The organism is Helicobacter pullorum, assembly GCF_900638355.1.
In the GTDB taxonomy this organism is placed as follows: domain Bacteria; phylum Campylobacterota; class Campylobacteria; order Campylobacterales; family Helicobacteraceae; genus Helicobacter_D; species Helicobacter_D pullorum.
This window is the reverse complement of record NZ_LR134509.1, coordinates 119,970-132,615: the sequence shown is the minus strand read 5'-3', so window position 1 is coordinate 132,615 and position 12,646 is coordinate 119,970. Positions and strand designations below refer to the sequence as shown.

The window sequence follows — 12,646 nt, the reverse complement described above, 5'->3', positions numbered from 1 at the left end:
AAATGGCTTTTCATCTCTTATATTGTGCAGCGCAAGAAGGTTTGGAAGCCAAAGAAGTGGAAGTAGAGGTTAGCTTCACCAAAACACTTCCTTCTTTTCAAATAACAGGATTAGCAGGTAATGCAATCCAAGAATCTCGCCAAAGAGTCCAATCTTCTTTGCTAGCAAATGATTTTAAATTTCCTCCGCTAAAAATTAGCGTCAATCTCTCTCCATCAGATTTACCCAAACAAGGAAGCTTTTATGATTTACCCATTGCACTTTTAATCGCACTTTATGGATATTGCGATTTTAGTGAATTAAACAACCAAACCACACAAAAATACTTTGCTTTTGGGGAACTCGGGCTTGATGGGAGAGTAAAAGACACTCCATCTATCTATCCTTTGCTTTTTTCACTTCTAAGCCATAGCCAAAATGCAGATTCTATTTTCATACTCCCCAAAAGTGCCCAAAAATTCTACTCAAAACTTCCCAACCTCAAAGCCTACTATGTAGAAACACTCAAAGAAGCTATTGAAACACTCAAAAATCCACCGCCTATTGAAATCCTTGAAAGCAATTTACCATTTATGCACAAAAACATAGCGGGAGAAAAATACTATTTTGAAACAAATTTCACCTTAGATTTCAAAGATATCAAAGGGCAAGAAAGAGCCAAAAGGGCGGCACTCATAGCGGCTTGCGGATTCCACAATATCCTCTTTGAAGGAAGTGCAGGGAGTGGAAAAAGTATGATTTCTTCAAGAATCCCCTATATTTTGCCTCCTTTGAATTTATCTGAAATCCTGCAATTAGCTTCAAGCACTCTCAAAATTTCTGCTTTAAGACCTTTTAGGAATCCTCATAATAGTGCCACAAAAGCTGCTATTTTGGGAAGTGCGGTAGGGCAAAACATTAAATATGGAGAAATTAGTCTTGCAAATTTGGGAATTTTATTTTTTGATGAGTTGCCACATTTCCCAAAAACAATCTTAGAATCTATGCGTGAGCCACTAGAAAACCACAATTTCACTATCTCCAGACTCCAAACAAAAGTTACTTGTCCTGCAGATTTTATGTTTATTGGTGCGATGAATCCCTGCCCTTGTGGGAATCTCTTAAGCATTTCCAAAGAATGTCGTTGCAACCAAAAAGAAATCAACGCTTACAAAAACAAGATTTCTGAACCCTTTTGGGATAGATTAGATTTATTTGTGCAAATGCAAGAAGGGAGTCAATCCACACACAAAATCACCTCAGAAGAAATGCAACAAAGCATCTTAAAAGCATTTGAATTTCAAAAAAACCGCTCTCAAAAAGTGTTTAATTCAAGGTTGCAAGGCGAAGATTTGGAGCGGTTTTGCACACTCCAAAAAGAAGAAAAACAAATTTTAGATACAGCCATTACGCGTTTTGGAATCTCCGCTAGAGGCGTTGATAAAATCTTGCGAGTTGCAAGAAGCATTGCCGATTTAGAATTAAGTGAGCAAATCCAGAAAAAACACCTAATGGAAGCTTTAAGTTACAGAAAAATTTAAACTGCTACAAAAATACACATACTGACAAATTTGCCCTCACTCTCTTCAATAAATTAAATATTTTTTAACTTTTTTGATACAATTTAGATTATTTCAACTTTTAGGAGAACTTATGTTAAAACTTTTAGCAACATTATTTTTGGCAATATCATTCCTTTTTGGTGCTGTGGATTTAAACAAAGCAAGCAAAGAAGAGTTAATGAGTATCAAAGGCATAGGAGAGGCAAAAGCACAAGCCATCATTGATTATAGAGAAAAAACTCCCCTAAAATCTATTGATGATTTAAAAAACATCAAAGGTTTTGGACCCAAAATTATTGAGAAAATCCGTCCCAATATAGTAGTAGAAAATCAAGAAATTCAACCCAAGCAATAAACCTCGAAAAGATATTTTTCAAAGTAATTACTAAGTTTGAAAAGAATATAATCAAACCCTTATATTTTACTTAAAAAGTGAGGTTAAATATGGCATTAAAAGTATATTACGATAAAGATTGTGATTTAGGGCTTATCCAAAAGAAAAAAGTAGCCATCATCGGCTTTGGAAGTCAGGGACACGCACACGCGGAGAATCTAAGGGATTCTGGCGTGGAGGTGGTCATCGGGCTATATAAAGGCGGCAAAAGCTGGGGCAAGGCAGAGGCAAAAAACTTCAAAGTCTTAGAGGTGAGCGAGGCGACAAAATGGGCTGATGTGGTGATGATCCTAATCCCTGATGAATTGCAAGCTGATGTGTTTGAGAGAGATATTAAAGCACATTTGAGTGAGGATAAAATCATCGCTTTTGGGCATGGATTTAATATCCACTTTGGGCAAATCAAAGCTCCAAAAGGCGTGGGCGTGATTATGGTCGCACCAAAAGCCCCCGGACACACTGTGCGAAGCGAGTTTGTGAGAGGCGGTGGGATTCCAGATTTAATCGCGGTGGAGCAAGACACAAGCAAGGGCGATGCAAAGGCGATTGCACTAAGCTATGCCGCAGCAATCGGCGGTGGGCGAAGCGGAATCATCGAGACAACTTTCAAAGATGAGACAGAGACGGATTTATTTGGTGAGCAAGCAGTGCTTTGCGGTGGGGTGAGTAGCCTTGTCAAAGCGGGATTTGAGACGCTAGTAGAGGCAGGATACCCTGAAGAAATGGCGTATTTTGAGTGTTTGCACGAGCTAAAGCTCATCGTTGATTTGATGTATGAGGGAGGCTTGGCGACTATGCGCTATTCTATCTCAAACACCGCAGAATACGGCGATATGGTAAGCGGTCCGCGTGTGATAAATGAGCAATCTAAAAAGGCGATGAAAGAGATTCTCTCTGACATTCAAGAGGGGCGATTTGCAAAAGATTTTATCTTGGAGCGAAAAGCAGGCTATGCACGAATGAATGCCGAACGCAAGAATCTAGCAAATCATAAAATCGAGCAAGTGGGTGAGCGATTGCGTGCGATGATGCCTTGGATTGGTGCTGGCAAGCTAGTGGATAAGGATAAGAATTAATCCTAATCTTCCAAACAGTGTGGATTTATCAAATAATGAATCCACACTGCACATAAAAATAGATAAAATACCAAGAAACAATAGCATTAAACATTATGCGCACCAAACTATAACTTTTAGCAACTTAACCTTAGAAAAAGATGTCCAAAAAATCAAAAAGTTTAATAAAATTTAAAAAACAAAATAGTCTAGCAAATGCTAACATTCATCAATTTTTATTCAAATAAGCCCTGCTTTCAAAGTTTTTTTGCAAATTAAAATTTATTTTTGTTCTTGATAAATTTTCTTTTCAATCTTGATATAAAACTCCGCAATTTCCCCATACGCCTTGCCCCATGCCTCTAGTACTTCATCGCTAGCTCCTAGCACCTCTTTAATCGCCACAAGCAAACACTCTCCCACTAGCGGATAATGCTCAGGTTTTACATTAAGACGCACATGTGTTTTGCCAATAGATTCTATAGAAGGGCGGATTTTCTCAAGATTATCGATGTTTTTTGCTGCATTTAAAACCGCCATTGCAAGAGCCTTTGGCTGTGAGCCGTCTTTTTGCTTTTGCATATCAAACATACCCTTTACCTGTGGATAACGCGTAAAAAGCTCTCGATAAAACACCTTTGTGATATCCTCACCTTGACTTTTAAGTGCAGGAATTGTGCTTTTTACTAATTCTTTTGTTTGTATATCTAACATAATAAATCCTTTTGACTTCAAAATATAAAGTGTGCATTTTAGACAAAAATGCACCTAAAAAAATTAACATTTGTTAATCTTTACATATTTTTCTCCACAAATTTTGTTGCAAAAACCCACAAAAAAAACCACTTTGAAAGATTTAAGGTTTTTGGTGTAAAATTGTAAAATTTATTTTTATCTTTAAATCTAGGGCAATTATGATTAAAAAAACACCCTTTATTTTCACCCAGCATACATTTATCTTTCTTTTTTTGCTGTTTTTACCCTTTGTGGCTTTTGGCAGGGAAATAACAACTGCATGGGCGTTAAATGCAGGAAATATCAACCCACACCTTTATTCGCCCAACCAAATGTATGCCCAAATTATGCTCTATCAGCCCCTTATTAGATTTGATGGACAAAAGTTTGTAGGGGAAATTGCAGAATCTTGGGAAATTTCAAAAGATAATAAAACTTATACCTTTTTTATCAAAGAAAATTTGCTTTTTTCTGATGGAAGCCCCCTTGATGCTTATGCCATTGAAGCAAATTTCAAAGCCATTTTAGAAAACAAAATGCGTCATTCTTGGCTTGGAATCACCCAAAAAATTATAAGTGCCAAAGCTTTGGATTCCAAAACTTTTGAACTCAAGCTCAAAAGCCCTTATATTGCTACACTCAATGAGTTAAGTCTGCCACGCCCTTTTAGATTTATCGCACCTAGTGCAATGCTAAATGGCTCAACCAAAAATGGCATAAAAGCCCCCATTGGTAGTGGAGCTTGGATTTTAAAAGAAAGTAAGCTTGGTGCTTATGATATCTTTGTGCCAAATCCATATTACCACGGCAACAAACTGCAAATCTCTAAACTTACAATAAAAATCCTACCTGATGCAAACTCCAGAATCTTAGCCTTTGAAAGTGGGGCTTTGGATATTTTAGTGGGGAAAGATTCGATTTCAAGAGAAAACTTCCTGCGTCTAAGTAAAAATGCCAAATACCAAACCATACAATCACAACCACAAGGGACTTTTCATATCATCATCAACGCCTCCAAAGATAGAAAAACAGCAGATATTCATTTACGCAAAGCCATTTTGGCTGCTATTGATAAACAAAGCATTTTAGAAAAAATACTACTCAAAATTGATAAGCCAGCTAATTCCCTCTTTAACCCCTCTTTGGAATTTTGTAACACAACAATGCAAAATGCAACTTTCAATCCACAAAAAGCCAAAGAAAATCTCACCCAAAGCACTTACAATCAAGAATCTTTGCAGTTTGTCTATGTCGCAAATAATCCCATACAAAAAGCCATCGCTGAAGCTATCCAAAATAACTTAGCAAAAAGCGGAATCAAAATAGAGCTTATAGCCAGTGAGCCTATTGGCTTTTTTCAAAAACAAAAAAATGGGGATTTTGATTTGATTTTCAATGAAACTTGGGGGAATCCTTTTGACCCTCATTCTTTCATAGCCTCTATGCTTATCCCTTCACATGCAGATTTTGCAGCACAAAAGGATTTAAATTCCCGCCAAAAAATAGAATCCACAATCCACAAAATCCTCAATCAAACCGATGAAAAAATACTCAAACGCGACTACCAAACCCTACTTAACTTGCTTGATGAAAGTGCCATTTACCTGCCTCTTAGCTATAATGTAGTGCTTGGAATCTACAACAAAACCAAAATCAAATCTTACCAAATAGGTGCAATGGAAACCGAATTTTTATTTGAAGCAATGGAAGTCAAATAATGTGGCTTTTCATTTTTAAAAGATTTTTTTTGCTAATCCCCATTTTATTGGTTGTTTCTTTTATTGTCTTTGGAATCTTGCGATTAAGCCCTATTGACCCAGCCTTTGCATATCTCACACAATCTCAAATTCCACCCACACAAGAAGCCCTAGAAGCCACTAGAATCGAACTTGGATTGAATCTGCCCTTTTTGGAGCAATACTTCATTTGGCTAAAAAATCTTTTTATTTTGGATTTTGGAAATTCTTATGTTACCAAACGACCAGTGTTAGAAGATATTTTATATTATCTACCAACCACACTTAATCTTGCTTTTATTTCTATGCTTGTAGTAATGTTTTTTGGGATTATCCTAGGAATACTTGGTGCTATCAAAAAAGATTCGTGGATTGATAGGGGATTAGGTATTTTTGCCTTCTTTTGCGTTTCTATGCCTAGTTTTTGGTTTGGATTTTTGCTAATTTACATTTTCACTCTAGGTTTTGGGATACTCTCACCCTATGAAGATTTTTCCCCCAAAAGCTACATTTTGCCAGTTATCACATTAAGTCTTATGTCTATTGCTATTAATATGCGACTTGTGAGGGTAAGCTACCTTGAACACCAAAATCAAAGAAATATTTTGTATGCTTATGCAAGAAAACTTCCACAAAATGTTATCCAAAAACATATCCTAAAAAACTCTTTATTGCCCATTATCACTTCTTTTGGAATGCATTTTGGAGAGATTCTAGGCGGTGCTGTGGTGGTGGAAATACTCTTTGGATTGCCGGGATTTGGAAGGTATGCAGTAAGTGCGATTTATAGTCATGATTACCCCGTGATTCAAGCTTTTATGCTCATTATGGTGGTTGTTTTTGTGCTTCTTAATCTCATTGTGGATATTCTAATGGCTTACCTCAACCCAAAAATCCGCTACAAAGAGAACTAAAATGCGTTTAAAGATTTCTCTATTTTTGGCAATCACACTTATTTTAATTGCCATTTTAGCCCCTATTATTTTCCCTTATGATCCTACTTTGGGAAATTTAGAGGACAAATTTCTCCCCCCCTCACTAGAGCATTGGTTGGGCACAGACCATTTAGGAAGAGATATTTTAAGTCGCTTAGGATATGGTGCTAGAATCTCTATTTTTAGCGTTTTTATTATTTCTTTGCTGATTGCAATAAGTTCCTTTTTTGTAGGGATTATCGCAGGGTATAAAGGTGGGATTTTGGATAATATTTTAATGCGAATTTGCGATGTTTTCCTGACTTTTCCAACCTTCATTTTAGCGTTATTTTTCATTGCTATTTTTGGTGTTGGGATTGCTAATGTGATTTTGGCAATTTTTCTCACTCACTGGGCTTGGTATGCAAGAATGGTTAGAAGCATTGTTTTGGAAGTAAAAACCCAAAAATACATTCAAGCAGCCAAAATGCTTGGGGGGAGTGATTTTAAGATTATGATAAAACATATCCTGCCAGCTGTTTTTGTGCAGATGATTATTCTAATCACCCTTGATTTTGGACATATGCTTTTGCATATCTCTGGCTTATCATTTTTGGGGCTTGGAGTGCAAGCACCTATGCCTGAATGGGGAGTGATGATTCAAGATTTTGCCCCCTATATTATGGAATATCCGCTTTTAATGCTCTACCCGGGAATTTGCATTTTTATCTCTGTTGCCATTTTTAATACCCTAGGGGAATCTTTAAGAGATAAGTATTCTTTGGAATCTCTCAAGGAACAAAAATGATAGAAATCAAAGATTTTAGCCTTTTTATCGATGGAAAAAAGATTCTAAACAACCTCAATCTCACCCTAAAAACCAAACAAAAAATCGCTCTTTTAGGACAAAGTGGAAGCGGCAAAAGTCTCCTTGCTAGAGCAATTTTAGGACTTTTACCCCAAAATGCCACTACAAGCGGCGAGATTCAAAGCAATCAAAAATTTGGAGTGATTTTACAAAATCCTGCAAGCTGTTTTGATGGCATTTTTACCCTCAAAGAACATTTCCTAGAAACGCTCAAAGCACACCATTTAGAATCCCTTTCAAGTGATAAATGGGGCTTAGAAGAAGTGGGCTTAAAAAAAGAGATTTTAGATTCTTATCCTTTTGAACTAAGTGGCGGAATGCTCCAAAGAGCAATGATAGCCCTTAGTATCTGCATCAAGCCTGATTTTATTATCGCTGATGAAATGACTAGCGATTTGGACTGCCTTGGGGTTTGGCAAATTTCAAACTTGCTTTTAAATTTACAAAACAAAATGGGCTTTGGAATGCTCTTTATCACTCACGATTTATTTTTAGCCCACAAAATGGCAGAAGAAATCATCATTCTCAACCAGGGAGAAATTATCGAACAAGGCAATAGAGATGAAATTTTCAAAACTCCAAAACACACTAAAGCCAAAGAATTGTTATTTGAAAATGAGAGATTGCTAAACACACCATGGGGGGATTTTCGTGGAAACTTTGCTTAAAGTTAGAGACATCACACAAAGCTACAAAAAAGGCAATTTTTTCTCTCAAGCAAAAGAGCATTATGTATTAAAAAATATCCATTTTTCACTCACACCTAATAGAAATCTAGGAATCTTAGGGCAAAATGGTGCGGGCAAATCTAGCCTTGTGCGAATCTTGCTTGGGCTAGAGAGACCAAAAAGTGGCAAGGTTACTATTTTGGATCATGAGTATTTTCAAGGCAAAGATAAGCTAATCCGCCAAAATATACAAGGCATCTTTCAAGATTCTCAAAGCGCACTCAATCCAAGATTAAGCGCTAGGGAATGTATCTTAGAGGGATTAGCAAATTACAATCTCATCACAGATAAAAAGCTCCAAAGTCAAAAATTAGCAAACTTTGTAGGATTAGACCCTCAATCTTTGGACAAAAAAAGTGCATACTTTAGCGGCGGAGAACAACAAAGAATCGCTATTGCAAGAGCCATTGCACTCAAACCAAAAATCCTCATTTTAGATGAAGCGCTCTCTAATCTTGATGTGCATTTGCAAGCCAAAATGATAGACAATCTCAAAGAAATCCAACACCACTTTGGTATTACCTTCATCGTCATTTCACACGATTTAAGAATCATTTTGCAACTATGCCAAGAAATTATTTTATTACAAAAAGGGGAAATCATCTTCCAAACCTCACAAGAAGAAGGCATAAAAAACGCTATCTTGCGAGATAAAAGTGGCATTTTCAAAGAGTTTTTCCAAGCAAGCTTACAAAATAGTTTTTATGCAAGTTGAAATATGCTATAATAAAGGCTATTTTTGATAAAAGGAATTAAATATGGGATTTTCAAGCTGGAGCCACTGGCTTATTGTTTTATTAATTATTGTTTTGCTCTTTGGGGCTAAAAAAATTCCAGAATTAGCTAAAGGTTTGGGTTCAGGAATCAAAAATTTCAAAAAAGCCATTAAAGAAGATGAAGAAGAAACCACTCTAAATGCCACAGAATCCCAACAAGACAAAATCCAAAAGGATTCTACTACCAAAGAAACTACAACAACCCCTAATGAAACTACAAAAGTTTAACAATGTATCATAAAATCAAAAAAATTGTTGATGAAACACTTGGAATCACAAGTGTTTTGGAACAACCTAGAGACAAGAAGTTTGGGCATTTTGCTCTGCCAACATTTAGCTTTGCAAAAACCCTCAAAAAAAGCCCACAAGAAATTGCACAAAACTTTGCAAAATCTCTTGAATCCTTAGAAGAAATTTCTAGCATAAACATCATCAATGGCTATGTGAATTTCTTTTTGAGTGATAAATTTTTAGAAACATGCACCAAAGACTTTTTAAAACCTTATGCCCCCAAAAAAGAAACCATTCTTTTAGAATATGTCAGTGCAAATCCAACCGGTCCCTTGCATATAGGGCATGCTAGGGGTGCAATTTTTGGAGATAGTTTAAGCAGAATCGGGAAATACCTCGGTTATTCTATCGCCACAGAATACTACATCAACGATGCTGGTGTGCAGATTGAAAATCTAGGGAAATCTATCTATTTTGCTGGGAGGCATTTATTTTTGGGGGAATCTTATGAATTGCCAGAAGGTTGCTACAAAGGCGAATATATCTTAGAATTAGCCAAAGATGCAAAAGAATCTTTTGGAATGGAGATTTTTGAAAATGCAGATTCCATTGCAAAACTTAGCCTTTTTGGCAAAGATAAAATGCTTGATGAAATCAAATCAAATCTCGCTGAAATAGGAATCTTTTTTGATCACTTTGTGAGTGAAAAAGAACTTTATGCACAATGGGATAGCACTTTAGAGCTTCTTAGGGCTAATAATGGAATTTATGAGCAAGAAGGTAAAATTTGGCTAAAATCCACAGAATTTGGCGATGAGAAAGATAGAGTAATCGTTAGAGAAAATGGGGAGCCAACCTATCTTGCAGGCGACATTATCTACCACAAAAACAAAATGGAACGCAACTTCAATCAATATATCAATATTTGGGGAGCAGATCACCACGGATACATTGCACGCGTCAAAGCAGCCATAGAATTTTTGGGCTATGAGAGTAGCAAACTTGAAATTCTACTTTCGCAAATGGTTGCCTTATTAAAAGGCGGTGAAGCTTATAAAATGAGCAAAAGGGCAGGAAACTTCATCTTAATGAAAGATGTGGTAGAAGATGTGGGTGCGGACGCCTTGCGTCTAATATTTTTGAGCAAAAAAGCAGATACACACTTAGAATTTGATGTGGAAGATTTGAAAAAACAAGATTCATCAAATCCTGTGTATTATATTAATTACGCACATGCAAGGATTCACACACTTTTTGAAAAATCCCAAAATTCTTTGGACAATTTCACAAAAGATTTTACAAATCTTAGCGAATCTTTGCGTGATTTGTTGGTTTTGGCACTCAATCTCTCAAAAGTATTAGAAGATTCATTTGCACAAAGAAACCCCCAAAAAGTCGTAGAATATCTACGCACTCTAGCAGGAGAATTTCACCATTTTTACAATGAAGAAAAAATCCTCAACACTCCAAATGAAAAGCAAATTTTAAGCGTTTTAAGCATCGTAGCAAAATCCCTCAATGCTGGATTAGCTTTGCTTGGAATACAAGCCAAAAAAAGTATGTAAAGGAAAACAATGAAATTATCTATTATCTTTCCCGGACAAGGTAGCCAAAGTATCGGAATGGGAAAAAACCTCTTTGACAACAGCAAAGAAATTCAAGAGCTTTTTGAAAAAGCAAGTGATATTTTAAAAGAAGATATGCAAAAACTTTGTTTTGAAGAAAACGACAAACTCAATCTCACACGCTATACACAACCTGCAATCTTGCTTGTAAGTTACAGCGTTTTTCATCTCATTAAACCCAAAATCTTTGAAAATATCCATATGAGTTTGGGGCATTCTTTGGGAGAATTTAGCGCACTTTGTGCAAGTGGTGCTTTAAGCTTTGAAGAAACATTAAAACTCGTTAGCAAACGCGGGGAGCTTATGGAAGAATCTTGCAAAAAGCAACAAGCTGGAATGATGGTTGTTTTGGGCTTAGAAGATTCTATTTTAGAAGAATTGTGCGAGAAAAAACGCAATGTAGGCTTAAAAGTTTGGTGTGCTAATTACAATGGCGATGGACAAATGGTTTTAGCAGGCAGTAGAGAAGATTTATCTGCACTAGAGGTGGAACTAAAAGGACTTGGTGCCAAAAGGGCTTTAATGTTGCCAATGTCTGTGGCAAGCCATTGTCCGATTTTGGATAATATGTGCGATGAATTTAGCACTCTTTTGCAAGAAACCTTGCAAGATTCTTTTGCATTCCCCATTATCTCAAATGTAACAGCACGCCCTTATAATACGAAATCACAAGCTTTAGAGCTACTCTCTAAGCAATTAATTTCTCCTGTGCTTTATAAACAATCTATCCGAGAAAATGACGCTTCCATTGACTCTTTTATAGAATGTGGAGGCAATGTCTTAAAAGGCTTAAACAAACGCCTCACCTCAAAAGAAACTCTATCACTACAAACTTATGAAGAAATCCAAAACTTCTTACAAAAGGATTAAAATGACTATTGGAATCTTGGGTGCTATGCAAGAGGAAATCTCGCCTCTTTTGGAATATTATAAAACTTATGAAACGATTGCATTTGGCGGAAATACCTTTTATAAAGTTTCTTTGCCTAATAAAACACTCATTATTGCTTGCAGTCGCATAGGCAAGGTGCATTCAAGTCTAAGTGCTGCGACTATGATTTTGCATTTTGGCTGTGAAAAAATGATTTTCAATGGCGTGGCTGGCGGGATAAATCCAAATTATAAAATCGGCGATTTGGTGATTGGAGAAAAGCTCTGCCAACATGATGTAGATATTACTATTTTTGGGCATCCTTTTGGTTATTTTTCTGAAGGAAAAATCTTTACACCCACTGATACAAGCCTCAATAACTTAGCCTTAGAAGTTGCCAAAGAATTTGCAATCCCACTCCATCAAGGCATTATTGCAACAGGGGATCAATTTATCAGCAGCAAAGAAAAAAAAGAATGGATCAAAAACGAATTTAAAGCCGATGCTATCGAAATGGAAGGGGCAAGCGTGGCAGTTGTGTGTGACAATCTCAATATCCCAATTTGCGTGATTCGAGCTATTTCAGACAATGCCAGCGATGAGGCACTTATTAGCTATGAAGAATTTTTAGAACATTCTGCAAAGCAAAGTGCTAATTTAGTGATTAAAATGGTAGAAAAACTTAGATAAAGGGATTTTATGCGATTAATTTTAGTGCGTCATGCAAAAGCAGAAGATAGAGAAAAATGGGTTGGCGAAGATGATTTAAAACGCCCACTCACCAAAAAAGGCAAAAAACAGGCTAAAAAAATAGCTAAATATATCCACAAACAATATCCAAAAGTCGATGCTATCGTCTCATCTTTGGCATTACGCGCTTGTGATACCGCAAAATACATTGCAAAGCTTCAAGATCAAAGCACCTTTTTTCTAAGCCCTAGCCTCAATCCAGAAGTGGGTTTGGAGGGGTATTTGAAACATAAAGATGAGATTGAGGAAGATTGGCAAACACTCGTTGTTGTCGGACATGAACCTACAATTAGTGAATTTGTGCAATTAATCTGTGGTTTTAAAACTTCAAATATCAAAATCCACAAAGGTTGCATTATTGAGCTAGAGAGAGAAAACCAAGATGAATGGTTTTTGGTAGGATTGAGAAATTTTTAGGGGGC

The 12,646-nt window shown here is 36.5% G+C and carries 14 protein-coding genes; 13 read left to right on the top strand and 1 reads right to left on the bottom strand.

Translation table 11 applies throughout. The features are described from left to right. Positions 1-2 precede the first annotated feature (2 nt). The 3 genes from EL247_RS00645 (at position 3) to ilvC (ending at position 3,011) form a co-directional block, all read left to right on the top strand. Entirely contained in the window at positions 3-1,520 is a 1,518-nt protein-coding gene (locus EL247_RS00645) for a YifB family Mg chelatase-like AAA ATPase (protein ID WP_104745397.1), read from the top strand. 112 nt (positions 1,521-1,632) lie between these two features. Further along, complete coding sequence (locus tag EL247_RS00640) at positions 1,633-1,896, top strand: ComEA family DNA-binding protein (protein ID WP_104745398.1); 264 nt, start codon at positions 1,633-1,635, stop codon at positions 1,894-1,896. An 89-nt stretch (positions 1,897-1,985) separates the two neighbouring features. Beyond that, complete coding sequence (gene ilvC / locus EL247_RS00635; RefSeq protein ID WP_005021890.1) at positions 1,986-3,011, top strand: ketol-acid reductoisomerase; 1,026 nt, start codon at positions 1,986-1,988, stop codon at positions 3,009-3,011. Between the two features lie 261 nt (positions 3,012-3,272). Here the strand turns inward: ilvC and EL247_RS00630 are convergent, their stop codons facing one another. Next, positions 3,273-3,704 (bottom strand): globin domain-containing protein, encoded by a 432-nt coding sequence (locus EL247_RS00630; protein WP_126441912.1) that lies wholly within the window; start codon positions 3,702-3,704, stop codon positions 3,273-3,275. Positions 3,705-3,904: 200 nt separating this feature from the next. Here EL247_RS00630 and nikA point away from each other — a divergent pair, with 200 nt between their 5' ends. From nikA to sixA, 10 genes are read left to right on the top strand one after another with little or no spacing between them, the layout of a single operon-like run. Beyond that, positions 3,905-5,443 carry a nickel ABC transporter substrate-binding protein gene (nikA, locus tag EL247_RS00625; RefSeq protein ID WP_172594036.1) on the top strand — a complete coding sequence of 513 codons (1,539 nt, stop codon included), beginning with the start codon at positions 3,905-3,907 and terminating at the stop codon, positions 5,441-5,443. Beyond that, a complete protein-coding gene (locus EL247_RS00620) occupies positions 5,443-6,375 on the top strand; it encodes an ABC transporter permease subunit (RefSeq protein WP_005021885.1) in 933 nt (310 codons plus the stop codon). The genes nikA and EL247_RS00620 overlap by 1 nt, the downstream gene beginning before the upstream one ends. Before the next feature lies 1 nt (position 6,376). Further along, positions 6,377-7,183, top strand: a complete 807-nt coding sequence (gene nikC / locus EL247_RS00615) for a nickel ABC transporter permease subunit NikC (protein ID WP_126441911.1) — start codon at positions 6,377-6,379, stop codon at positions 7,181-7,183. Further along, positions 7,180-7,911, top strand: a complete 732-nt coding sequence (locus EL247_RS00610; RefSeq protein ID WP_126441910.1) for an ATP-binding cassette domain-containing protein — start codon at positions 7,180-7,182, stop codon at positions 7,909-7,911. The genes nikC and EL247_RS00610 overlap by 4 nt, the downstream gene beginning before the upstream one ends. Further along, a complete protein-coding gene (locus EL247_RS00605; RefSeq protein WP_104745402.1) occupies positions 7,895-8,686 on the top strand; it encodes an ABC transporter ATP-binding protein in 792 nt (263 codons plus the stop codon). Before EL247_RS00610 ends, EL247_RS00605 begins: the two co-directional genes overlap by 17 nt. Before the next feature lie 43 nt (positions 8,687-8,729). Then, a complete protein-coding gene (gene tatA / locus EL247_RS00600) occupies positions 8,730-8,975 on the top strand; it encodes a twin-arginine translocase TatA/TatE family subunit (protein ID WP_054198061.1) in 246 nt (81 codons plus the stop codon). 2 nt (positions 8,976-8,977) lie between these two features. Beyond that, positions 8,978-10,543, top strand: coding sequence for an arginine--tRNA ligase (gene argS / locus EL247_RS00595; protein WP_104719532.1), 1,566 nt, complete (start codon positions 8,978-8,980; stop codon positions 10,541-10,543). A 9-nt stretch (positions 10,544-10,552) separates the two neighbouring features. Continuing rightward, on the top strand, positions 10,553-11,473 hold the full coding sequence (fabD, locus tag EL247_RS00590) for an ACP S-malonyltransferase (protein ID WP_060662967.1): 921 nt from the start codon (positions 10,553-10,555) through the stop codon (positions 11,471-11,473). A 1-nt stretch (position 11,474) separates the two neighbouring features. After that, complete coding sequence (locus EL247_RS00585; protein ID WP_005021879.1) at positions 11,475-12,164, top strand: 5'-methylthioadenosine/adenosylhomocysteine nucleosidase; 690 nt, start codon at positions 11,475-11,477, stop codon at positions 12,162-12,164. A gap of 9 nt (positions 12,165-12,173) precedes the next feature. After that, entirely contained in the window at positions 12,174-12,641 is a 468-nt protein-coding gene (sixA, locus tag EL247_RS00580; RefSeq protein ID WP_060662966.1) for a phosphohistidine phosphatase SixA, read from the top strand. Positions 12,642-12,646: the final 5 nt, after the last annotated feature.

What these genes read in the sequence shown, in the direction of transcription:
- EL247_RS00645 (WP_104745397.1), top strand. Translation starts at nt 3, where the DNA reads ATGGCTTTTCATCTCTTATATTGTGCAGCGCAAGAAGGTTTGGAAGCC.
- EL247_RS00640 (WP_104745398.1), top strand. Translation starts at nt 1,633, where the DNA reads ATGTTAAAACTTTTAGCAACATTATTTTTGGCAATATCATTCCTTTTT.
- ilvC (WP_005021890.1), top strand. Translation starts at nt 1,986, where the DNA reads ATGGCATTAAAAGTATATTACGATAAAGATTGTGATTTAGGGCTTATC.
- EL247_RS00630 (WP_126441912.1), bottom strand. Translation starts at nt 3,704, where the DNA reads ATGTTAGATATACAAACAAAAGAATTAGTAAAAAGCACAATTCCTGCA.
- nikA (WP_172594036.1), top strand. Translation starts at nt 3,905, where the DNA reads ATGATTAAAAAAACACCCTTTATTTTCACCCAGCATACATTTATCTTT.
- EL247_RS00620 (WP_005021885.1), top strand. Translation starts at nt 5,443, where the DNA reads ATGTGGCTTTTCATTTTTAAAAGATTTTTTTTGCTAATCCCCATTTTA.
- nikC (WP_126441911.1), top strand. Translation starts at nt 6,377, where the DNA reads ATGCGTTTAAAGATTTCTCTATTTTTGGCAATCACACTTATTTTAATT.
- EL247_RS00610 (WP_126441910.1), top strand. Translation starts at nt 7,180, where the DNA reads ATGATAGAAATCAAAGATTTTAGCCTTTTTATCGATGGAAAAAAGATT.
- tatA (WP_054198061.1), top strand. Translation starts at nt 8,730, where the DNA reads ATGGGATTTTCAAGCTGGAGCCACTGGCTTATTGTTTTATTAATTATT.
- argS (WP_104719532.1), top strand. Translation starts at nt 8,978, where the DNA reads ATGTATCATAAAATCAAAAAAATTGTTGATGAAACACTTGGAATCACA.
- fabD (WP_060662967.1), top strand. Translation starts at nt 10,553, where the DNA reads ATGAAATTATCTATTATCTTTCCCGGACAAGGTAGCCAAAGTATCGGA.
- EL247_RS00585 (WP_005021879.1), top strand. Translation starts at nt 11,475, where the DNA reads ATGACTATTGGAATCTTGGGTGCTATGCAAGAGGAAATCTCGCCTCTT.
- sixA (WP_060662966.1), top strand. Translation starts at nt 12,174, where the DNA reads ATGCGATTAATTTTAGTGCGTCATGCAAAAGCAGAAGATAGAGAAAAA.